17 protein-coding genes are annotated in these 21,436 nt (G+C 70.2%); 11 read left to right on the top strand and 6 right to left on the bottom strand.

The features are described 5' to 3' along the window. The first annotated feature begins 22 nt into the window (after nucleotides 1-22). Together SD460_RS14050 and SD460_RS14045 are read left to right on the top strand one after the other, a co-directional pair. Nucleotides 23-1,279 (top strand): aspartate aminotransferase family protein, encoded by a 1,257-nt coding sequence (locus tag SD460_RS14050; RefSeq protein WP_290049534.1) that lies wholly within the window; start codon nucleotides 23-25, stop codon nucleotides 1,277-1,279. A 2-nt stretch (nucleotides 1,280-1,281) separates the two neighbouring features. After that, a complete protein-coding gene (locus tag SD460_RS14045; RefSeq protein ID WP_290049536.1) occupies nucleotides 1,282-1,779 on the top strand; it encodes a DUF3830 family protein in 498 nt (165 codons plus the stop codon). 541 nt (nucleotides 1,780-2,320) lie between these two features. On the opposite strand, the gene SD460_RS14040 is transcribed toward SD460_RS14045, so the two are convergent. Next, nucleotides 2,321-3,142, bottom strand: a complete 822-nt coding sequence (locus tag SD460_RS14040; RefSeq protein WP_290049537.1) for an aldo/keto reductase — start codon at nucleotides 3,140-3,142, stop codon at nucleotides 2,321-2,323. Between the two features lie 181 nt (nucleotides 3,143-3,323). On the opposite strand from SD460_RS14040, the gene SD460_RS14035 reads away from it, so the two are divergent. Genes SD460_RS14035 through SD460_RS14020 form a run of 4 tightly spaced genes read left to right on the top strand, consistent with a single transcriptional unit; the run spans nucleotide 3,324 to nucleotide 7,971 of the window. Then, nucleotides 3,324-4,709, top strand: a complete 1,386-nt coding sequence (locus SD460_RS14035; RefSeq protein WP_290049539.1) for an FAD-binding oxidoreductase — start codon at nucleotides 3,324-3,326, stop codon at nucleotides 4,707-4,709. Between the two features lie 5 nt (nucleotides 4,710-4,714). Beyond that, on the top strand, nucleotides 4,715-6,268 hold the full coding sequence (locus SD460_RS14030) for an acetolactate synthase large subunit (protein ID WP_290049683.1): 1,554 nt from the start codon (nucleotides 4,715-4,717) through the stop codon (nucleotides 6,266-6,268). A 44-nt stretch (nucleotides 6,269-6,312) separates the two neighbouring features. Further along, on the top strand, nucleotides 6,313-7,113 hold the full coding sequence (locus tag SD460_RS14025) for an SAM-dependent methyltransferase (RefSeq protein ID WP_290049541.1): 801 nt from the start codon (nucleotides 6,313-6,315) through the stop codon (nucleotides 7,111-7,113). A gap of 51 nt (nucleotides 7,114-7,164) precedes the next feature. After that, on the top strand, nucleotides 7,165-7,971 hold the full coding sequence (locus SD460_RS14020; protein ID WP_290049542.1) for an SAM-dependent methyltransferase: 807 nt from the start codon (nucleotides 7,165-7,167) through the stop codon (nucleotides 7,969-7,971). Here the strand turns inward: SD460_RS14020 and SD460_RS14015 are convergent. Further along, nucleotides 7,968-9,380 (bottom strand): MFS transporter, encoded by a 1,413-nt coding sequence (locus SD460_RS14015; RefSeq protein ID WP_290049685.1) that lies wholly within the window; start codon nucleotides 9,378-9,380, stop codon nucleotides 7,968-7,970. The two genes, SD460_RS14020 and SD460_RS14015, sit on opposite strands and share 4 nt — an antisense overlap. Nucleotides 9,381-9,466: 86 nt before the next feature. After that, nucleotides 9,467-9,928 carry a DUF3761 domain-containing protein gene (locus SD460_RS14010; RefSeq protein ID WP_318306221.1) on the bottom strand — a complete coding sequence of 154 codons (462 nt, stop codon included), beginning with the start codon at nucleotides 9,926-9,928 and terminating at the stop codon, nucleotides 9,467-9,469. An 80-nt stretch (nucleotides 9,929-10,008) separates the two neighbouring features. On the opposite strand from SD460_RS14010, the gene SD460_RS14005 reads away from it, so the two are divergent. The 3 genes from SD460_RS14005 to SD460_RS13995 all read left to right on the top strand — a co-directional run bounded on the left by SD460_RS14005 (nucleotide 10,009) and on the right by SD460_RS13995 (nucleotide 13,909). Then, nucleotides 10,009-11,073 (top strand): sensor histidine kinase, encoded by a 1,065-nt coding sequence (locus SD460_RS14005; protein ID WP_290049545.1) that lies wholly within the window; start codon nucleotides 10,009-10,011, stop codon nucleotides 11,071-11,073. 7 nt (nucleotides 11,074-11,080) lie between these two features. Further along, nucleotides 11,081-11,746, top strand: a complete 666-nt coding sequence (locus SD460_RS14000; protein ID WP_290049546.1) for a response regulator — start codon at nucleotides 11,081-11,083, stop codon at nucleotides 11,744-11,746. A 114-nt stretch (nucleotides 11,747-11,860) separates the two neighbouring features. Further along, on the top strand, nucleotides 11,861-13,909 hold the full coding sequence (locus SD460_RS13995; RefSeq protein ID WP_290049547.1) for an MMPL family transporter: 2,049 nt from the start codon (nucleotides 11,861-11,863) through the stop codon (nucleotides 13,907-13,909). Between the two features lie 65 nt (nucleotides 13,910-13,974). On the opposite strand, the gene SD460_RS13990 is transcribed toward SD460_RS13995, so the two are convergent. Continuing rightward, on the bottom strand, nucleotides 13,975-16,146 hold the full coding sequence (locus tag SD460_RS13990) for a 3-hydroxyacyl-CoA dehydrogenase NAD-binding domain-containing protein (protein WP_290049549.1): 2,172 nt from the start codon (nucleotides 16,144-16,146) through the stop codon (nucleotides 13,975-13,977). Nucleotides 16,147-16,154: 8 nt separating this feature from the next. Continuing rightward, on the bottom strand, nucleotides 16,155-17,366 hold the full coding sequence (locus tag SD460_RS13985) for an acetyl-CoA C-acetyltransferase (RefSeq protein WP_290049550.1): 1,212 nt from the start codon (nucleotides 17,364-17,366) through the stop codon (nucleotides 16,155-16,157). Between the two features lie 149 nt (nucleotides 17,367-17,515). Between SD460_RS13985 and SD460_RS13980 the strand changes: the two genes are divergently transcribed. Both SD460_RS13980 and SD460_RS13975 read left to right on the top strand, forming a co-directional pair. After that, nucleotides 17,516-18,694: a TetR/AcrR family transcriptional regulator gene (locus SD460_RS13980; RefSeq protein WP_290049552.1), complete on the top strand. Its 1,179-nt coding sequence runs from the start codon at nucleotides 17,516-17,518 to the stop codon at nucleotides 18,692-18,694. Between the two features lie 344 nt (nucleotides 18,695-19,038). Next, nucleotides 19,039-20,826 carry an HEXXH motif domain-containing protein gene (locus SD460_RS13975; RefSeq protein ID WP_290049554.1) on the top strand — a complete coding sequence of 596 codons (1,788 nt, stop codon included), beginning with the start codon at nucleotides 19,039-19,041 and terminating at the stop codon, nucleotides 20,824-20,826. A gap of 53 nt (nucleotides 20,827-20,879) precedes the next feature. On the opposite strand, the gene SD460_RS13970 is transcribed toward SD460_RS13975, so the two are convergent. Further along, nucleotides 20,880-21,191 carry a hypothetical protein gene (locus SD460_RS13970; protein ID WP_290049556.1) on the bottom strand — a complete coding sequence of 104 codons (312 nt, stop codon included), beginning with the start codon at nucleotides 21,189-21,191 and terminating at the stop codon, nucleotides 20,880-20,882. Nucleotides 21,192-21,436 lie beyond the last annotated feature (245 nt).

Raw genomic sequence — 21,436 nt, 5'->3', positions numbered from 1 at the left:
ACCGACCTAGGAGCACGCTGCCATGGCCCAGCTATCTCCGCTGCTCAAGCAGGCAACGCCCGTCGTGGTCGACCACGGTGAAGGGGTTTACCTCTACGACGTCGACGGCAAACGCCACCTCGACTTCACCGCAGGCATCGGCGTCACGAGCACCGGGCACTGCCACCCGCACGTCGTGCGCGCGGCGCAGGAGCAGATCGGCAAGCTCGTCCACGGGCAGTACACGACGGTGATGCACCAGCCCCTGCTCGAGCTCACCAAGCGCCTCGGCGACGTCCTGCCGAGCGGACTCGACTCGCTCTTCTACGCGAACTCGGGCAGCGAAGCCGTCGAAGCGGCGTTGCGGCTCGCGCGGCAGGCGACGAAGCGCCCGAACGTCATCGTCATGCAGGGCGGCTTCCACGGCCGGACCGTCGCGGCGGCGTCGATGACGACGTCCGGCACGCGGTTCAGCGCCGGCATCGGTCCGCTGATGGCAGGCGTGCACGTCGCGCCGTTCCCGTACGCCTACCACTACGGCTGGGACGAGCAGACCGCGACGAAGTTCGCGCTGCGCGAGCTGGACTACCTGTTCCAGACGGTCAGCGCGCCGAACGAGACCGCCGCGATCTTCGTCGAGCCGGTGCTCGGCGAGGGCGGGTACGTCCCGGCGAACACGGAGTTCATGGCGGGCCTGCGCGAGCGCGCGGACCGGCACGGCATCCTGCTGGTCCTCGACGAGATCCAGACCGGCTTCGGCCGCACCGGCAAGTTCTGGGGACACGACCACTTCGACGTCTCGCCCGACATCGTGCTCATCGCGAAGGGCCTGGCGAGTGGCTTCCCGCTGTCCGGCATCGCCGCGTCGCAGGAGCTGATGGCGAAGGCGTTCCCGGGTTCGCAGGGTGGCACGTACGGCGGCAACGCCGTTTCGTGCGCGGCGGCGATCGCGACGCTCGAGGTCATCCAGCAGGAGAACCTGGTGGAGAACGCCGCCGAGCGCGGGCGCCAGCTGCTCGAGGGCGCGCGCGTGATCGCGGACAAGACGCCGTCGATCGGCGAGGTCCGCGGGCTCGGCCTGCTGGTCGGCTTGGAGTTCACCACCGCCGACGGCGAGCCGGACGCCGCCACCGCGGCCGCCGCGCAGCAGACCGCGTCGAAGAACGGCCTGCTGCTGCTCACCTGCGGGCCGTACATGAACGTCGTCCGCATGGTGCCGCCGCTGGTCGTCAACGCCGAGCAGGTCGACGACGCGCTGCGCATCTGGGGCGAGGTCGTCGCGTCGGTCACGGGGAGCTGAGCATGGCCCGGTACATCACGATCACCCTCGACAAGCGCGGCGTCTCCTGCCGGGCCCGGCTGCTGGACGACGAAGCGCCGCGGACGTGCCGCGCGGTGTGGGACGCGCTGCCGCAGAGCGGCTCCGCCTACCACGCGAAGTACGCGCGCAACGAGGTCTACACGCTCGTGCCGCCGTTCGCGGAGCCGAAGCCCGGGCGGGAGAACCCGACGATCACGCCGATCCCGGGTGACGTCGTGTACTTCGGCTTCGAGGCCTGGGAGATCGGCAACCCGGCGTACGGCTACGACGACGGCAGCGAGGCCCACAGCGACCAGGGCGCGACCGACCTCGCGATCTTCTACGGGCGCAACAACCTGCTGATCAACGGTGACGCGGGCTGGGTGCCCGGCAACGTGTTCGCCACGATCGAGGAGGGCTTGGCCGAGATGGCGGCGGCCGCGCAGGACCTGTGGCTGGGGGGCGTCGAGGGCGAGACGCTCTCGTTCGCGCGAGCCTGATTCCGTTCTCCCCCAAGGGGACGCCGGGTGCGGATGCCGCACCCGGCGTCCCCTTTTTCTTGCCTGCCGCCACCCGAAAGGGTGATCGTCGGGATCTCACCTTTCGTGGCCGGTGATCACCACATCGAGCTACCCGCGTACCCGGGATGTCGGATCAAGGCCGGAACTACCGACAGTGATGATCGACTCGCCTGCTACCCAGAGTGGCTGACCGCCGAACCGGGCACCCCGGCGTCGAACACGAAGGGATTACGTGTTTAGGATGGGAAGATTCGCGATACCGGCGGCGCCCGAAAATGGCTCTTTGACAGCTCGACGGCACGGTGAAAACCTGACTCCGCTCTTACCGGAGCATCTCCAGGGAAATCATTGTTGAGTCACCAAAGGAGCCATTCCATGCAGACGTTCGTCCAGCACGCGCACTACTGCCACGACATCATCTCCGGCGCGCTGGCGCACCTGGCCCACTTCATCGGCTGGCTCGTCTGACCGAGGCGTGAACCGGACGGCCCGGCCGCGGAAAACCGCGGCCGGGCCGTTTTCACGCCAGTTCCCCCAGCCGCGCGAAATCGTCGTCGGAAAGCTCGATTCCCGCGGCACCGCAGTTTTCTTCGAGGTGCGCGATCGACGACGTGCCGGGAATGGGGATCACCACCGAGGAACGGCGCAGCAACCAGGCGAGGGACACCTGGGCGGGTGTCGCGCCGAGCCCGGCCGCGACCTTCCCGAGCAGTCCGCCGGCCGTCGTGTGGTCACCGCGTGCGATCGGCAGCCAGGGCACGAACGCGATCCCCTCGCGCTCGCAGTAGTCGAGGACGTCTTCGGACGCCCGGTCGGTCAGGTTGTAGCGGTTCTGCACGCTCGCGATCGGCGCGATGGCTCGCGCCTCGGCCAGCTGCGCGACATCGACCTCCGACAGCCCGATCCGGGCGACCTTCCCTTCCTCCCGCAGGCGAGCGAGCGCGCCCACCTGCTCGGCGAGCGGCACCTGCGGGTCAAGCCGGTGCAGCTGCAGCAGCTCCAGCCGGTCGACGCGCAAGCGGCGCAGCGAAAGTTCGGCCTGCTGCCGCAGGTACTCGGGCCGGCCGAGCGGCACCCACTCGCCCCGGCTCGGACGCGCGTGCCCGCACTTCGTCGCCACCAGCAGTCCCGGGTACGGGTGCAGCGCGCGGGCGAGCAGCTCTTCGTTCAAGCCCAGGTCGTAGGCGTCGGCGGTGTCGAAGAACGTCACGCCGAGTTCGGCCGCGCGGCGGGCGACCGCTTCGGCGCCGTCGCGCGCGTGGTCCCATTCGGTGAGCCGCATGGCGCCGAAACCGAGCCGGTGCACGGAAAAGCCGTCTTCGAAGGTGTACGTCGAGGTCATGGGAGAAGCTTCGCCGTCACTCGCGCCCACCGGCCAGAGATTTAGTCTGAACTAAATTCGGGCCAGTGTAACCAGTCGATCACCGAACGCGCACGGAATGTGAAAAACCTTCATAGCGGCGTACCGGCGGTATCTACTACGCTGCGGTAACCACAGCAGCGGCGCGGAGGAGAAACTCTCGATGGGCGACGTGGCGGCACAGCTGGCCGGGATCGTCGGGGACAAGAACCTGCTCACGGGCGAGGCGATCTCCGAGGACTACGCGCACGACGAGGCACTGACGGCGGAGCCGCAGAAGCCCGCGTACGTTGCGAAGCCGGCCACCGCCGAGGAAGTCGCGGAGCTGCTGAAAGCGGCTTCGGAGCACAACGTCCCCGTGACCGCGCGCGGCTCCGGGAGCGGTCTGTCCGGCGCCGCGCGGCCTCGCGAAGACGGGCTGCTGATCTCGTTCGAGCGCATGAACGCCGTCCTCGAGATCGACACCGGGAACCACGTCGCCGTCGTGCAGCCCGGCGTCACGCTCGCCGAGCTCGACGCCAAGACCGCCGAAGCCGGGCTGAGCTACACCGTCTACCCGGGTGAGCTGAGCGCGAGCATCGGCGGGAACGTCGGGACCAACGCCGGCGGGATGCGCGCGGTGAAGTACGGCGTCACCCGCAACAACGTGCTCGGCCTGCAGGCCGTCCTGCCGACCGGCGAGATCCTGCGCACCGGCGGCAAGACGTCGAAGATCTCCACCGGCTACGACCTCACGCAGCTGATCGTCGGCTCCGAAGGCACCCTCGCGCTGGCGACCGAGATCACCGTCAAGCTGCACCCGAGGCTGACCCACGGCGCCACCGTGCTCGCCCCCTTCGGCGACTTCGGGCAGGTCATGGCCGCCGTGCCGGCGATCGTGTCCAGCGGTCTCGCGCCGCACATCCTCGAGTACATCGACAACTTGACGATGGCGGCGATCGTCTACAACGAGAAGCTCGAGCTCGGCGTCCCGGACAAGATCCGCGAGACCAGCGAGGCCTACCTCGTGGTGGCGCTGGAAAACCGCGACAACGGACGCCTGCACGAGGACGTCGAGACCGTTGGCGAGCTGCTCGGCGAACTCGGCGCCACCGACGTCTACGTCCTCGAAGGCCCCGCCGCGCGCAAGCTCATCGAAGCCCGCGAAAAGGCGTTCTGGACCGCGAAGGCCGCCGGCGCCGACGACGTGATCGACGTCGTCGTGCCGCGCACCGCGATGCCGCAGTTCATCACGAAGGCGCGGGAGCTCGCGATGGCCGCGGGCGGCGGCGCGCTCGGCTGCGGCCACGCCGGCGACGGCAACGTCCACCTCGCGATCTTCTGCAAGGACACCGGCAAGCGGAAGCAGCTCCTCACGGACATCTTCGCGTACGCGATGGAACTCGGCGGCGCGATCTCCGGCGAACACGGCCTCGGCCGCACCAAGGCGCACTACCACCAGGAACTCGAAGACCCGGCGAAGATCGAGCTGATGCGCCGGATCAAACAGAGCTTCGACCCCGCCGGGATCCTCAACCCCGGCGTTCTCTTCCCCGAAGGAACCGCATGAGCGAGATGAACGGCGCCCAGTCCCTGATCCGCACGCTGGTCGACGCCGGCGTCGAGGTGTGCTTCGCGAACCCCGGCACGTCGGAGATGCACTTCGTCGCCGCGCTCGACACCGTCCCGGAGATGCGGGGCGTGCTCGCGCTGTTCGAAGGCGTCGTCACGGGGGCCGCCGACGGTTACGCGCGCATCGCGGACAAGCCCGCCGCGACGCTGCTGCACCTCGGCCCCGGCCTCGGCAACGGCCTGGCAAACCTGCACAACGCGCGGCGCGCGCACACGCCGATCGTCAACGTCGTCGGCGATCACGCGACCTACCACAAGCAGTACGACGCGCCGCTGGAGTCGGACATCGAGGCCGTCGCGGGCTCGTTGGAAGGCTGGGTGCGCCGCTCCGAGCACACCAAGGACGTCGGGGCGGACGCCGCTGCCGCTGTCGCCGCCGCGCAGGACGCGCCCGGCCGCGTCGCGACGCTGATCCTGCCCGCCGACGCTTCGTGGGGTGAGGGCGGCGAGACGTGCGCGCCGGTCCCGCCGCGGGTGCCGCAGGCCGTGGACGCCACGACCGTCAAGGACGTCGCCGCGGTGTTCGGCGCCGGCGAGCCGGTGGCGCTGCTGATCGGCGGATCCGCGTGCCGCGAGGAAGGTCTGCGCGCGGCGAGCCGGATCGGCGCCGCGACCGGCGCGAAGGTTTTCGTCGAAACGTTCCCGTCTCGTCTGGAGCGCGGCGCGGGCCTGCCGTCGATCGAGCGGCTCGGGTACCTCGCCGAGCAGGTCACCTACCAGCTCGACGGGATCAAGCACCTCGTCGTCGCGGGTACGAAGGCGCCGGTGTCGTTCTTCGCCTACCCGGGCAAGCCGAGCGACCTTACGCCGGAAGGTGCGCAGGTGCACACGCTCGCGTCGGTCGGCCAGGACATCACGCGGGCGCTGAACGAGGTCGCGGACCTCGTTGCGGCGGACACCGACCCGGTGCTCGCGCCGGCGTCCCGGCCCGCGCTGCCGAGCGGTCCGCTGACCCCGCAGAACTGGGTCGACGTCATCGGCGCGCTGCTGCCGGAGAACGCGATCATCGCCGACGAGGCCAACACGTCCGGCCTGATGCTCCCGGCGGCGACGGCCGGTGCACCGCGCCACGACGTGCTGACGCTGACCGGCGGCGCGATCGGCTACGGCATGCCGGTCGCGACCGGCGCAGCAGTGGCGGGACGGGACCGTCCCGTCCTGAACCTGCAATCGGACGGCAGCGCGCTCTACACGATCTCCGCGCTCTGGACGCAGGCACGCGAGAACCTGAACGTCACGACGGTGCTGCTCAACAACCGCGCGTACGCGATCCTGCGGCTGGAGCTGCAGCGCGTCGGCGCGGCATCGGGCGGGCCGAAGGCGAACGAGCTGCTCGACCTTTCGCGCCCGGACATGGACTTCGTGAAGATCGCGGAGGGCATGGGCGTCCCCGCGACACGCGCGACCACCGCCGAAGAGCTCGCCGAGCAGCTGCAACGCGCCTTCGCCGAGCCCGGTCCGCACCTCATCGACGCCGCGGTGCCCCCACTGCTGTGAAACCGGACTATTCTCCCGTCACACCCTGAGCCCGGGAGCGGCGGATGAGCGAAGACGAACACGCGAAGCGGGGCATCGACCTCGAGCGACCGAACGCGGCGCGCGTGTACGACTACATGATCGGCGGGAAGCTCAACTACGCCGTCGACCGGATGTTCGCCGACCAGATCATCGGTGTGCTGCCGAACGCGCAGCACATGGCGCTGACCAACCGGGCGTGGCTGCGCCGCGCCGCGCGGTTCGGCGCGGAACAGGGCGTCCGGCAGTTCCTCGACATCGGGTCGGGCATGCCGACCGTCGGGCACGTGCACGAGGTCGTCCAGGCGGTCGACCCGACGTCGCAGGTGGTGTACGTCGACAACGAGCCGATCGCCGTCGCGCACAGCGAGATCGTCCTCGAGGACAACGACAACGCGGCGATGGTCCAGGCCGACGCCGAGTACGCGGAGGACGTGCTGGAGCACCCGACCACCGAAGCGATGATCGACTTCAGTGAGCCGGTGATGATCATCATGGCCGCGTTCGTGCACTTCATCCCCGACTCCCGCGACCCGGCCGGGCTGATCGGCCGTTACCGGGACGTGCTCGCGCCGGGCAGCTACCTCGCGCTGTCGTCGGGGACGTGGGAAGGGCAGGGCGAAGAGACCCAGCGGTCGGTTTCGCTGTACGAGAAGAGCGGGACGCCGTTGACGTTGCGCTCCCCCGACGAGCTGACCGCGCTGGTGAAGGGCTTCGAGATCCTCCCGCCGGGCGTGGTGTTCACGCCGGAGTGGCGCCCGGACGAGCCGCTCGAGGACCCGCCGGAGCGCTCGGGCGGGCTGGCGCTGGTGGCGCGGAAGATCTAGGCGGCGCGGCCCGGCTATTCTCGCGTGCACACCCTGATCACGGGAGCCGCGATGAGCGAAGACGAGTACGCCAGACGGGGTATCGACCTCGACAAGCCGAACCCCGCACGGGTGTACGACTACATCCTCGGCGGCCAGCTGAACTACGCCGTCGACCGGGTGTTCGCCGAGCAGGTGCTGGCCGCGCAGCCGAACGCGCGCGATCGGGCGCGGCTCAACCGGCGGTGGCTGCGCCGGGCCATCCGGTTCGGGATGGACCAGGGCATCCGGCAGTTCCTCGACATCGGCTCGGGCATGCCGACCGTCGGGCACGTGCACGAGGTGGCGCAGGCGGTCGACCCCCGGGCGCGGGTCGTCTACGTCGACAACGAGCCGATCGCCGTCGCGCACAGCGAGATCGTGCTCGAGGACAACGAGAACGCCGCGATGGTGCACGCCGACGCCGAGTTCCCCGACGACGTCCTCGAGCACGACACCACCGAGACGATGCTGGACCTGGACCAGCCGGTGATGGTCGTGATGGCGCTGTTCGTGCACTTCATCCCGGACGAACGCGACCCGGCCCGGCTGATCGCCGCCTACCGCGACGCGCTCGCGCCCGGCAGCTACCTCGCGCTGTCGTCCGCGACCTACGAGCAGCAGAGCGACGGCACCGCCCGTGCCGTGGCGATGTACCAGAAGAGCGCGAACCCCGTGACCCCGCGCTCGGCCGAGGAGCTCCGGGCGCTGGTCGACGGCTTCGAGATCCTGGACCCGGGCATCGTGTTCATCCCTGAGTGGCGGCCGGACGACCCCGCGGACGTGCCGTCCGACCCGGCCGAGTGCGGCGGGCTGGCGCTGGTGGCGCGCAAGGACTAGGCGGGCACCAGCTCGGGCGCGGTGCGCGTCTTCGGCACCAGGCCCGCGAGCAGCACACCCGCCAGCGCGGCGAACGCGGCCACCGCGAACGTGGCCCGGAACCCGAACAGCGACGGCACCGGCAGCCCGCCGACGGTGATCGTCAGCTGGGCCAGCATCGCGGCCATCACCGCGCTGGAGACGGCCGTGCCGACCGAGCGCATCAGGGAGTTCAGGCCGTTCGCCGACGCCGTTTCGGTGACCGGCACCGAGCCCATGATCAGCGCGGGCATCGCCGCGTACGCAATGCCGACGCCGGCACCGATGATCACCGACGCCGTGATCAGCTCGAGGGCGTTGCCCATCAGCAGGATCGCGAAGACGTAGCCGACGGCGATCACCAGCGCGCCGGTCATCAGGGTCGGGCGCGGGCCGAAGCGGGTGATGAGCCGCGCCGAAACCGGCGACAGCAGCATCATCACGAGGCCGTTCGGCGCCAGGGACAGCCCGGACTGCACCATCGTCTGGCCCAGGCCGTACCCGGTCGAGGCCGACGCCTGCAGCAACTGCGGGAACGACAACGCCATGGCGTACATCGAGAACCCGACCATGATCGACGCCAGGTTCGTGAACAGCACCGGACGGCGCGCCGACACCCGGAGGTCGACGAGCGGATCGCGCCGGCGCAGCTGGTAGGTGCCCCAGGCCAGCACGATGACGACGGCCGCCGCGGCGAACCCCAGCGTCGGCGTGCTGGTCCAGCCCCACGTGGCGCCCTTGACCACCGGCAGCAGCAGGCAGACCAGACCGGCCGCGAGCCCGAACGCACCGAAGTAGTCGAACGGCGCGGGCGTGCGCAGCGGCGACTCCGGCACGAACCTGATGATCAGCAGCGCGAAGAACAGCCCGAGGCCGGCGGCCATCCAGAAGAGCACGTGCCAGTCGGCGTTCTCGGCGACGATTGCGGCAACCGGGAGCCCGATCGCGCCGCCGACCCCGAGCGTCGCGCTCATCAGGGAGATCGCGCCGCCGACGCGTTCGGGCGGGAGCTCGTCGCGCATGATGCTGATGCCGAGCGGGATGACGCCCATCGCACAGCCCTGCAGCCCGCGGCCGATGATGTGGAACGCGAGCGCGCTCGTCGTCGCGGACACGATCGAACCGGCGATGAGCAGCGCGAGGCTGACGAGGATCATCCGCCGCTTGCCGTAGAGGTCACCGAGCCGTCCGCTGACCGGCGTGATCACGGCGGCGGCGAGCAGCGTCACCGTGACCACCCAGGACGCGTCGGCCGGCGAGGCGTTCAGCAGCCGCGGGAAGACCGGGATCAGCGGCACGACCAGCGTCTGCATGAACGACGCGACGAGCCCGCACGACGCGAGCACGACGACGATCGCGCGGCCGGACCGCTCGGGACGGGACACCAACACCCCCACGGTGTGTAGTTAGTACGCATCATGCAACTTCATGCACTGTACCTACCGGGTGGTGGGTTTCCGTACGAGTGGCGGCTTCGTCACAACCAGGTGCGGACGCCTCCGTGGCCGGAGCAGGTCCCGGAGCGGTGCTGGCTGTAGCTGTAGCTGCCGTCCTTGCACAGTGCCGTGGCGCCGGACGGGTTGTCGCTGGGCCGGTGGACGCAGTTGCCGTCGGAGTTGCGGTAGTAGTCGGCGCCGCAGGCGGTCGGGGCCGGCGCGGCCTGAGCGGTGCTCTTCGGTGCGGCCTTCGGCTTCGGTGCGGTCGTCTTCGGCGCGACCGCCTGCGGCGTGGTCGGCACGGTCGTGACCGCCGGCGCCGCGGAGGTGGTGGTCGCGGGCGCCTCGGTCGTGACCGGCGCCGACGACGCAGGTGTCCGGTACGACGACGTCGGGGCGTCGAGGACCCCGACACTGCCCGTGTCCTTCGGCGGCACCGCACCGACACCACAGCCCGCGACCAGCAGGCCCGCGACCAGGATCCACCCCAGTTTCTTGTTCACGACGACTCCTTAGCAACACGAATCAATGCCGCCGTAGTCGTTCACCCGAGAGCGTTTGTTACGCCTTCTAAACTCGGTGCATGTCCTGGTTGCGGCGCTACGCGGCCGAGCTCGCGGTCACCGTCGCCGTGCTCGTCGGCTCGCTCTTCGCCGTCCTGGACGACGGCGCCAAGCCCGCGCACCACGCCGCGATCGGCTGGGTGCTCACCGTCCTCTGCTGCGCCGCGCTGTTCTTCCGCCGGACGTACCCGCTGAGCGTCGCCGGGTTAACGCTCGTTTGCTGCGCCCTCTACTACCCGCTGACCGATCCGGACGGGCTCGTTCTCCTCGCGTTCGCGTATGCGCTCTTCAACGCCGCCGCGGCCGGGCGCATCCGCGGGGCCGCGCTTCTCGTCGTCGCCGCGATGGCCGGGGTCGCCGTCGGAGAGGTCAGCTCGCGGACCGGGCGGCACGTCGACAACTTCGCGTTCTTCCTCATGACCGGCTGGTTCGTCGCGCTGGTCGCGGGCGGCGCCGTCGCGCACTACCGGGCCGAGGCGGAGCGCACCAAGGAAGCCGAAGCCCGCGCGCGGGCCACCGACGAGCGACTCCGGATCGCGCGCGAACTGCACGACGCCCTGGGCCACCACCTCGCGCTGATCAACGTCCAGGCCGGTGCCGCGCTGCACCGCCGGGACCCCGTGCAGGCCGAAGAAGCACTCCGGACCGTCAAGGACGCCAGCAAGACCGCACTCCAGGAGTTGCGCGCGACGCTCGGCATGCTCCGGACCGAGCGGCCCGCGCTGGACCGGGTCGCGGAGCTGGCCAGATCGGTCGGCACGTCCGGGCTGACCGTGCGCACCGAGATCGACGGCGTCGTCCGGGACCTGCCGCCGGACGTCGAGCACGCCGCGTTCCGCGTGGTGCAGGAGGCGCTGACCAACGTCGCCAAACACGCCGGCGCGCAGACCGTCGTCGTGCGGCTCGGCTACCGCGCCGACGAGCTGTCCGTGCAGGTCGACGACGACGGCCGCGGCGGGGACGCGCCGCCGGGGAACGGGATCCGCGGGATGGCCGAGCGCGCCCGGGCTTTGGGCGGCGAAGTGACCGCCGCGCCGCGCGAAGGTGGCGGTTACCGGGTCCGCGCGCGGCTGCCGGTGCGATGATGGGCCGATGATCCGGGTCCTGCTCGTCGACGACCAGCGGCTGGTGCGAGCCGGCTTCCGGTCCATTTTGGACGGCGAGGACGACATCACCGTCGTGGCCGAAGCCGCGGACGGCCGCGAGGCGCTGCAGGCCGCGCACGACCACCGTCCGGACGTCGTGCTGATGGACATCCGCATGCCGGTGCTCGACGGCCTGGCCGCGACACGGCACCTCCTCGAGGACTCCGCCGTACACAGTAAGGTCGTCATTCTTACAACGTTCGACCTCGACGAGGACGTCTACGCCGCACTGCGCGCGGGCGCGAGCGGATTTCTGGTCAAGGACACCGAGCCCGAGGAGCTGATCCACGCCGTGCGCGTGGTGGCCCGCGGCGACGCGCTGCTCGCGCCGTCGATCACCCGGCGGCTGATCTCGGAGTTCGCGTCGCGCGGCACCCGGCCGGCGCCGCCCCCGGCGCTGGACCGCCTCACCGACCGCGAACGCGAGGTGCTGTCCCTGGTCGCGGCGGGCCTGTCGAACGATGAAATCGCGCGCGAGCTCACGCTCAGCCCGGCGACGGCGAAGACGCACGTCAGCCGCATCATGACCAAGACCGGCGCGCGGGACCGGGCGCAGCTCGTCGTGCTCGCCTACGAGTCCGGCGCCGTGACGCCGCGCTGGGTGAACCCCTGAGCCGTACTCCCCCGGGCGTACGGGACGAGCCTTAAGGGACACCGCCGGGAGCAGCGCAAGTGTCCTCCCGCGCTCGACGCGGAGTACGCCCCCGACCGCGAATCCTTGTCCACCATGGACACCATCACTCGCCCCACCGGGGGAAGCCTGGCGAAGCTGGCCGGCTGGGCGCAGCGCCACCGGTGGCTCGCCGTCGCGCTCTGGGCGCTGGTCCTCATCGGCGTCACGCTCACCTCGCGGCTCACCGGAGACGCGTTCCACGACGACAACTCGCTGCCCGGAACCGAGTCTCAGCAGGTCGTCGACCTGCTGCGGAACACCGCGCAATCGGGCACGAGCGCGCAGATCGTGTTCAAGTCCGACAGCGGGCTCGAGACGCAGCGCGCCGCAATCGGACATGTTCTGGACGATGTCCGATTGCAGCCGCACGTCAGGTCGGTGACCGGGCCGTTCGAGACGCTGTCGGCCGACGGCCGGATCGGCTACGCGACCGTCACGTTCGACGCGGCCTCCACCGATCTGCCTTACGACGACATCGTGCGGTTCGCCGACACGGTCGAGCGGAGTCCCGTCGAGGCCGCGCTCGCCGGCGACCCCGTCGAGCGCATCTCCGGCGGCGGCGGACCCGCGGAAGGCGTCGGCCTGCTCGCCGCGCTGGTCATCCTCGTGTTCCTGTTCCGCTCGCTGCTCGCGGCCGGGCTCCCGGTCATCACCGCCGTCTTCGCCGTCGGCAGCACGCTCGGCGTGATCACCGTCGTTTCGCACTACGTCGACATCGCGAGCTACACCTCGCCGCTGATGATGCTGGTCGGGTTCGGCGTGGGCGTCGACTACGCGCTGCTCGTCTTCTCCCGCTACCGCGCGGAGATCCTGAACGGCCTCGACCGTGAAGCGGCCGCGAGGCGCGCGCTCGACACCGCCGGCCGCTCGGTCCTGTTCGCCGGGACGACGGTGATCATCGCGCTGCTCGGCCTGCTCGCGCTCGGGCTCGGCGGGCTTCGCGGCGTCGCGCTATCGGTCGCGCTGACCGTCCTGATGACGATGGTCGCGTCGGTGACGCTGCTCCCGGCGTTGCTTTCGCTGTTCGGGAAGCGGCTCGAGCGCGGGATCCGGCGCCACGCGGACAAGCGCGAGCACGGCCGGGCGTGGCGTCGGCTCGCGGACGGCGTCCAGCGACGGCCCGCGGCCCCGCTGGCGATCGGCCTGCTCCTCCTCATCGGACTGTCGATCCCGGCACTCGGCATGCGGCTCGGGTTCGCCGACGCGGGCACCGACCCGGCCGGGTCCACCACGCGGAAGGCGTACGACCTGCTGGCGGAGGGCTTCGGTCCGGGCTTCAGCGGCCCGCTCGCGGTCGTCGCCGAAGAAGGTGACGCGGTCGCGTTGCAGCAACGGCTCGCGTCGACGCCGGGGATCGCTCGCGCGCTGCCCCCGGCGGGCCGGACCGTCCTCGCGTTCCCGACGACGTCACCGCAGGACGCGGCGACCGCCGAGCTGGTGACGCGGCTGCGGACCGACGTCCTGCCGTCGCTCCCGGGCCACTACCTGGTCGGCGGGCCGGTCGCGGCCGCGACGGACTTCGCGGGCGCCGTCGCCGACCGGTTGCCGCTGTTCGTGCTGGTCGTCGTCGGGCTGTCCGCGCTGCTGCTGATGGTCGTGTTCCGGTCGATCCTCATCCCGCTCAAGGCGGCGCTGCTGAACCTGCTGAGCATCGGCGCCTCGCTCGGCGTCATGACGCTGGTGTTCGGCGACGGCTGGTTCGGCGCGCAGCCCGGCCCGATCGAGGCGTTCGTGCCGGTGATGATCTTCGCGATCGTGTTCGGGCTGTCCATGGACTACGAGGTGTTCCTGGTGTCGCGGATGCACGAGGAGTGGCGGCGCACCGGCGACGCGCGCCTCGCGGTGCGCGAGGGACTCGCCGCGACCGGCGGCGTGATCACCGTGGCCGGCGCGATCATGGTGCTGGTGTTCGGTGCGTTCCTGCTCGACCCGTCGCGGATGCTGGCGCAGTTCGGGCTCGGCCTCGCGGTCGCGGTGCTGCTGGACGCGCTGGTGATCCGCTGTCTCGTCGTGCCGGCGATCATGCGGCTGCTCGGCGAGCGCGCCTGGTGGCTGCCGAAGTGGCTGGACCGGCGGCTCCCGCACCTCGCGCTCGAGCCTTGAGACAACAGTGAAGGCCTCCTCACCGGCTCAAAGCGCCGGTGAGGAGGCCTTCACGGATCGATCGGCTATTCGTAGATCTCGCCCTTGGCGGCCTTCTCCACGAGTGAAGCCGGCGGCTCGAAGTGGTCGCCGTACCGGGCCGCGAGCTCACGCGACCGGTCGACGAAGCCCTGCAGGCCACCCTCGTACTGGTTGATGTACTGGATGACACCGCCGGTCCACGCCGGGAAGCCGATGCCGAAGATCGAGCCGATGTTGGCATCCGCCACCGACGTCAGGACGCCCTCGTCGAAGCACTTGACCGTCTCGAGCGCCTCGGCGAAGAGCATCCGCTCCTTGAGGTCCTCGAACGGCACCTCCGTCGAGCCGGACTTGAACGCGTCGCGCAGGCCCGGCCACAACCCGGTGCGCTTGCCTTCAGCGTCGTACTCGTAGAAGCCCGCGCCGGTCGAGCGGCCCTTGCGGTCGTACTCGTCGAGCATCCGGTCGATGACCGCCTCGGACGCGTGCGCCTTCCACGTGCCGCCCGCGGCCTCGATCGCCTCGCGGGTCTCCTTGCGGATCTTGCGCGGCAGCGTCAGCGTCAGCTCGTCCATCAGCTGCAGCGGGGGCGCCGGGTAGCCGGCCTGCGAACCCGCCTGCTCGATCGACGCCGGCTCGACGCCCTCGCCCAGCGCGGCGACGGCCTCGTTGATGAACGTGCCGATCACGCGCGAGGTGAAGAAGCCGCGGCTGTCGTTGACGACGATCGGCGTCTTCTTGATCTGCAGCGTGTAGTCGAAGACCTTCGCCAGCGTCGCCGGCGACGTCTTCTCACCGCAGATGATCTCGACCAGCGGCATCTTGTCGACCGGCGAGAAGAAGTGGATCCCGATGAAGTCCTCGGTGCGCTGCACGCCCTCGGCGAGGGTGGTGATCGGCAGCGTCGAGGTGTTGGAGCCCAGCACCGCGTCGGCGTTGACGACGCTTTCGATCTCGCCGAACACCTTGTGCTTCAGCTCGACGCTCTCGAAGACGGCCTCGATGACGAAGTCGACGCCCGCGAAGTCGGCCGGGTCACCGGTCGGCTTGATCTTCGCCAGCAGCGCGTCCGACTTCTCCTGCGTGGTCTTGCCGCGCGAGAGAGCCTTCTGCTCGAGCTTGGCCGCGTAGCCCTTGCCCTTCTCGGCCGCCTCGAGCGAGACGTCCTTGAGGACGACGTCGATGCCGGCCTTCGCCGACACGTACGCGATCGCCGCGCCCATCATCCCGGCGCCGAGGACACCGACCTTCTTGGCGGTGTACTTCTCGAAGCCGTCCGGCCGCGAACCACCCGAGTTGATCGTCTGCAGGTCGAAGAAGAACGCCTTCGTCATGTTCTTCGAGACCTGGCCGGTCGCGAGGCTGATGAAGTAGCGCGTCTCGATCAGGATCGCGGTGTCGAAGTCGACCTGCGCGCCCTCGATCGCGGCGGCCAGGATCGCCCGCGGCGCCGGCATGTTCGCGCCCTTGATCTGCTTGCGCAGGTTCGCCGGGAACGCCGGGAGGTTGGCCGCGAAGCTCGGGTTGGACGGCGTGCCGCCCGGGATCTTGTAGCCCTTGACGTCCCACGGCTGGACGCCGCCTTCGGGGTTCGCCTTGATCCACGCCTTCGCGGCGGGGACGAGCTCCTCGACCGTGCCGACGAGCTCGTGCACCAGGCCGAGCTCGAGCGCCTTGGCCGGACGGTGCCGCTGGCCCTGCAGCAGGACGTTCAGCAGCGCGCTCTGGATGCCCAGCAACCGGACGGTGCGCACGACACCGCCGCCGCCGGGCAGCAGGCCGAGCGTCACCTCGGGCAGGCCGATCTGGCTGCCCTTGACGTCCGCGGCGATGCGGTGGTGCGTCGCCAGCGCGATCTCGAGGCCGCCGCCGAGCGCGGCACCGTTGATCGCCGCGACGACCGGCTTGCCGAGCTGCTCGATCCGCCGCATCTGCCCCTTCATGAGGCTGGACGACTCGGTGAACTCGACCGCGTTCTCGGGCTTGGCCTGGATGAGGTCGTTCAGGTCGCCGCCGGCGAAGAAGGTCTTCTTGGCGGACGTGATGACGACGCCGGTGATGGAGTCCTTCTCGGCTTCCAGGCGGTCCACGGTGACGCCGAGCGACTCGCGGAAGTCGGCGTTCATCGTGTTCGCCGACTGGTTCGGGTCGTCCAGGGTCAGCGTGACGATCCCGTCGGAGTCCTGCTCCCAGCGGATGGTCTTGCTCTCGGCCATTGGAGTCCTCACACCCGCTCGATGATGGTCGCGACGCCCATGCCGCCGCCGATGCACAGGGTCACCAGGGCGCGGCGCGCCTGGCGGCGTTCGAGCTCGTCGACCACGGTGCCGACCAGCATCGCGCCGGTGGCGCCGAGCGGGTGGCCCATGGCGATCGCGCCGCCGTTGACGTTGACCTTGTCCTCGTCGAGGTGCAGGTCCTTGATCCACTTGAGCACGACGGACGCGAACGCCTCGTTGAGCTCCCACAGGTCGATGTCCTCGGGCTTGAGGCCCGCGGTCTTCAGGACCTTCTCGGTGGCCGGGGTCGGGCCGGTGAGCATGATCGTCGGCTCGGAGCCGATCGACGCCGTCGCCACGATGCGGGCGCGCGGGGTCAGCCCGAAGGTCTTGCCGATCTGCTCGGAGCCGACGAGCACCAGCGCGGCGCCGTCGACGATGCCCGAGGAGTTGCCGCCGGTGTGGACGTGGTTGATGCGCTCGACCGAGTGATACTTCTGCAGCGCGACGGCGTCGAAGCCGCCCAGCTCGCCGATGCCCGCGAAGGCCGGCTTGAGCTTGCCGAGGCTCTCGACGGTGGAGCCGGGACGGCGGTGCTCGTCGTGGTCGAGGACCGTGACGCCGTTGATGTCCTTGACCGGGACGACGGACTTGGCGAAGTAGCCGCCGGACCAGGCCGCCTCGGCGCGGTCCTGCGAGCGGACGGCCCAGCGGTCGACGTCCTCGCGGGAGAAGCCCTCGATGGTCGCGATCAGGTCGGCGCCGGTGCCCTGCGGGACGATGTAGTTGTCGTACGCGGTGGCCGGGTCCATGAACAGCGCGCCGCCGTCGGAGCCCATCGGCACGCGGGACATCGACTCGACACCGCCGGCGATGACCAGGTTGTCCCAGCCGGAGCGGACCTTCTGCGCGGCGGTGTTGGTGGCCTCCAGGCCGGAGGCGCAGAAGCGGTTGAGCTGCACGCCGGCGACGGTCTCGGGGAGACCGGCGTTCAGCGCGGCGGTGCGCGCGATGACCGCGCCCTGCTCGCCGACCGGGGAGACGACGCCGAGTACGACGTCGTCGATCACCGCGGGGTCGAGGTTCGGGTGGCGGACCTTGAGTTCGTTGATCAGGCCGACCACCAGGTCGACCGGCTTGGTGCCGTGGAGGGCACCGCCCTTGTTCTTGCCGCGAGGCGTGCGGATCGCCTCGTAGATGTAGGCCTCGCTACTCACTGAACAACTCCTCGCGAGCGGGGTGGACGTCGTCGTGCCATGGCCGATGATACCGACCAGTAGTGCTAATGGCCATTAACATATCGCCGGATAACCCCATGGTGTCAATGGGTTGCAGGTGTGCCGTTAGCCGCTATCGTCGACTCACCATGACCGACTCAGTACGCAGCGCGCGCCCCCGCGACCGCAAGGCCCAGCTGGCCGCGGTGGCGGCGGAGCTGTTCCGCGCGCGCGGCTTCCCCGGAGTCGGCATCAAGGACATCGCGGACGCGGCGGGCGTCACCGGGCCGGCGCTGTACCGCCACTTCGCGGACAAGCAGGCGGTCTTGTCTTACGTTGTACTAAACGGCTTCGAGGACATGGAGGCGGCGACGGCGGAAGCGCTGTCGGACTCGGTTCCGCCCGCCGACCAGCTGGAATCGCTCCTCCGCCGGCTCGCGACGCAGGCCGTCGAACGCCGGGAGATCGCGGCGCTCTGGCGCTGGGAGGGCCGCCACCTGCCCAAGGAGGACCAGCGGGAGATCGCCCGCCGCTCGGCGCTCGCGCTGGCGGCGTGGTCGAAAGCGCTGCTCGCCCGGCGCCCCGACCTGCCCGGCGAGGACGCGGAGCTGCTGTGCTGGGCGGCGCTGTCGGTGTTCGGCAGCGTGTCGGTGCACCACACCTCGGTGGCGCGCCGCCGCTTCGCGCAACTGCTGGTCGAGCTGGCGATGGGTGTGCTGAACGCCACACTCCCCTCGCCGTCCGCGCTGCCGTCTTCGCCTCCGCTGGGCCTCGGCACGCCTTCGCGCCGCGAGCAGGTCCTGGCGGAAGCGACGGCACTGTTCGCCCAGCGCGGCTTCCACGACGTGAGCATGGAGGACATCGGCGCGGCGGCGGGCATCGCGGGCCCGAGCGTCTACCGCCACTTCCCGAGCAAGGCCGCCCTGATGGTGGCGATCGGCCACCGCGCGGCGGACCGCCTGGCGCTGGCCGCCGAGCGCGCGCTCCAGGCGCCGGACGAACGGGCGGCCCTGCGCCGCTTGGCGGAGTCGTACGTGCACACGATTCTGCACACGCCGGAACTGCTGGTGTCGTTCTCGGCCGACCGCGTCACGATGCCCGACCGCGACAAAGCGGATCTGTTGCGCGTGCAACGCGATTACGTCGCCCAGTGGGTCACGCTGCTTTCTGCGGTCCGCCCTTCCCTGCCGCCACGGGAAGCGAAGATCACCGTCCACGCGGCGCTGACCATCGCAAACGACCTGGCCCGCACCCGTCGCCTGGCCGCCCGCCCCCACTTCGCGGCGGAGCTGACGACCCTCCTGCACCGGGTGCTGGACGTAGCCTGATCGGCGCACGGCGTCCGTCCCTGTCGAAACGGCCCGGAATGCGGGACAATGAAAACGGGCCGACGGGGTCCGCTCTCCCTGCGGAAGGGGAAAAGCGCGATGCAAGCAGCTCGTTCCGGCGCAGAAGACGGAATCGAATCCGAACTCCTCGACCTCGGCGGCGTCTCCCTCACCAGACTCCGCACCCTGGACGGCGGCGAACTGCGCAAGTCATTGCGGCATGCGGTCGAACGCGCTTCCCACATCCAAGTCACAGCGAGCGGAGGCGACGGCGCTCAGCGGGTCGACTGACCATGATTTCCGGGCAGACCGAGGATCCCGCCGCGGAACTGAACCGTCACCAGTTGCTCTGGGCGGATTTCGACGCGATGGCCCGTGGCGAGGGCGGCACCGGGCCGCTGCGCAAACTGCGGGCGACCGAACGGAGCCGACGGCTCCTGCTCCTGCGCAATCTGGTCGAAGTCGTCACGAAATCCGAAGACCTGTACCGCCCGCTCCCGTCCCCGGAAACAGCGTGGGAACTGCTGGCCAGGGTCGAACACGCCGCGCCTCAGGCACTCGAGACGATCCTCGCTCACCCGTACACCGGAACGTGGGCCGGTTACACGACCCGGCTGTACCGGCAGGACGTCACCGGCGTTTGCCCGTTCTGGGTGCACGTCGGACACGTCCACTGCCTCGCCGCTGCGGCCGCCGTCCGCGCCGGGATCCCGTTCGGAACGGAAATCCCAGTCTGGCAAGGCAAAGTGGCATTGCCGACGCTCGGTTCGGCCCAGCTGCGCGCCGAGGCACCGTTCTCCGTCGCCACGATCCGCAGCGACGGCGACGGGGTCGAAATCCGGAACCTCCACTCGGTGGTCCGCCTGCCGGCGCACCCGTCCGCCGACGCACCAGGGTGGTCCGGGATCCGCACGACCGTGTGCTGGTCCGGTGAGCGGCGGCTCGAAGTCCGCCTCGACGACGTGGATCCCTATCGCGGGCTGTACGAGCCGATCCCGCCGGATCGGCTGAGCCCGGTCGAAGTCGAATCGTGGCGGACGGTGCTCGACGGCGCCTGGTCGCTGCTCGCCAGGCACTTGCCCGCCGTCGCGGACACCCTGCGCGTCGGGCTGGACTCGATCGTGCCCGCCCCCACCGTCCCGTTCCGGCTGCCCAGTGCGTCGACCGGGGAAGCTTTCGGCAGCGCGATCGTCGCGTACGGCGAAGATCCCGCGACACTGGCCGCCGCGCTGGTGCACGAGTTCCACCACATCCGGCTGGGCGGGCTGCTCCACCTCGTCCGGCTCAGCGTGGACGACCCGCGCGAACGGCTCTACGCACCGTGGCGCGCCGACCCCCGCCCGATCGGCGGTGTGCTGCACGGGATTTACGCTTTCTTCGGCGTCGCGTCGTTCTGGCGCGCGCTGGCCGCGGCGGAACCGGACCACGAACTCGCCGCCTTCGAATTCGCGTTGTGGCGCGGGCAGGTCCGGCGCACGCTCGAGGTGGTGCACGCCGACGAGAGCCTGACCGCCGCCGGGCGCCGGTTCCTGGCGGGCATCGCCACGGAACTCGGGCCGTGGCAGGACGAACCGGTCGCGATGGGCCCGCGGATATGGGCGCGGTACGCGGCCGAAGACCACTACGCGGCCTGGCGCATCCGGCACCTCCGCCCGGATCCGGGCACAGTGGCGGAGCTGGCGGCGGGCTGGCGAGCCGGCCTCACGCGCCCGCGGTCCGCTGCCACGGCTCTGCCCGAGCCACGAGTCCCCACCCCGGTCCCGGACGGCGACTGGCAGGACGCCCGCACGGACCTGATCCGCCTCCGCCTCGGCCCGGACGGCGCCGCGCGGTTCGCCGTACAGGGATCCGCGGTCCCGGGCGCGACCGAGGCGGACCTGCACTTCGTGGCCGGACGCCCGGCGGAAGCAGCAGCCGGTTATCGGAAGCTGCTGGAAGCGACCCCGGAAGATCCGGCAGCGCTGGCCGGCTTGGGATTGGCCCTCGCGGCCCGCAGCACCGGACCGGCGTCCCGCGCGCTGCTGCACCGCCCGGAGCTGGTCCGGGCGGTGCATCGAGCGTTGCGCTACGGGCCGGGAACAGTCCCGTCAGTGGAGGCGATCGCCGGCTGGCTGGGGCGGTTCACACACTGAGTGGCGATGCTTGGTTCCGAGCCGGTCGGGACGTCTGGATTCACCAGACAAGTTCATAGACCGGCCAGCGTATTCCACCGCCATCCAGGATTTGCCGATGCCACCCATTCCGTGCGGTCTTCGCCGGAATCACCTGCGTTCGCTCTCGGCTGGTTGAACAAGGTCGAGACGTCCGGGCCGGCCACCAGGAACGTGATCGCCGCGAGCACCGCCAGCGCGATGACCACGACGCCCGCGAGGCAGAGCAGCCTGAGCAGCCGACGGTACAGCTTTCCGCTGGTCAGGACCTCGACGATAGCCCACCAAACAGTGTGATCGGACGGCCGATACGGGCTTCGGCCGTCATCATCGGTACTCTTGGACATTGCGGCTGTACTCCTGTCGTTGCGAGGCGTCCGGGGTCGTCGTGCCAGGGCGTCACCTGTTCCAGCAGGTGGCGCCCCTTTTTGCGCGTAAGGTGCAAAAAATGCGGCAGCTAGATGAGTGACTGCGACATCGTCACACTCACCGCCGGGATGTTATCAGCGTCCGAGCAGTGTCCACGGAAACAAATTGATCCCCCGCGGCGGGTGGGGCGATCGCCCAATCGAAATGAGAACTTCGCCGTCAA

It is taken from the genome of Amycolatopsis solani (assembly GCF_033441515.1).
GTDB classification, from domain to species: domain Bacteria; phylum Actinomycetota; class Actinomycetes; order Mycobacteriales; family Pseudonocardiaceae; genus Amycolatopsis; species Amycolatopsis solani.
Note: the sequence above shows the minus strand (reverse complement) of the source record. Positions and strands in the feature narration are given on the sequence as shown.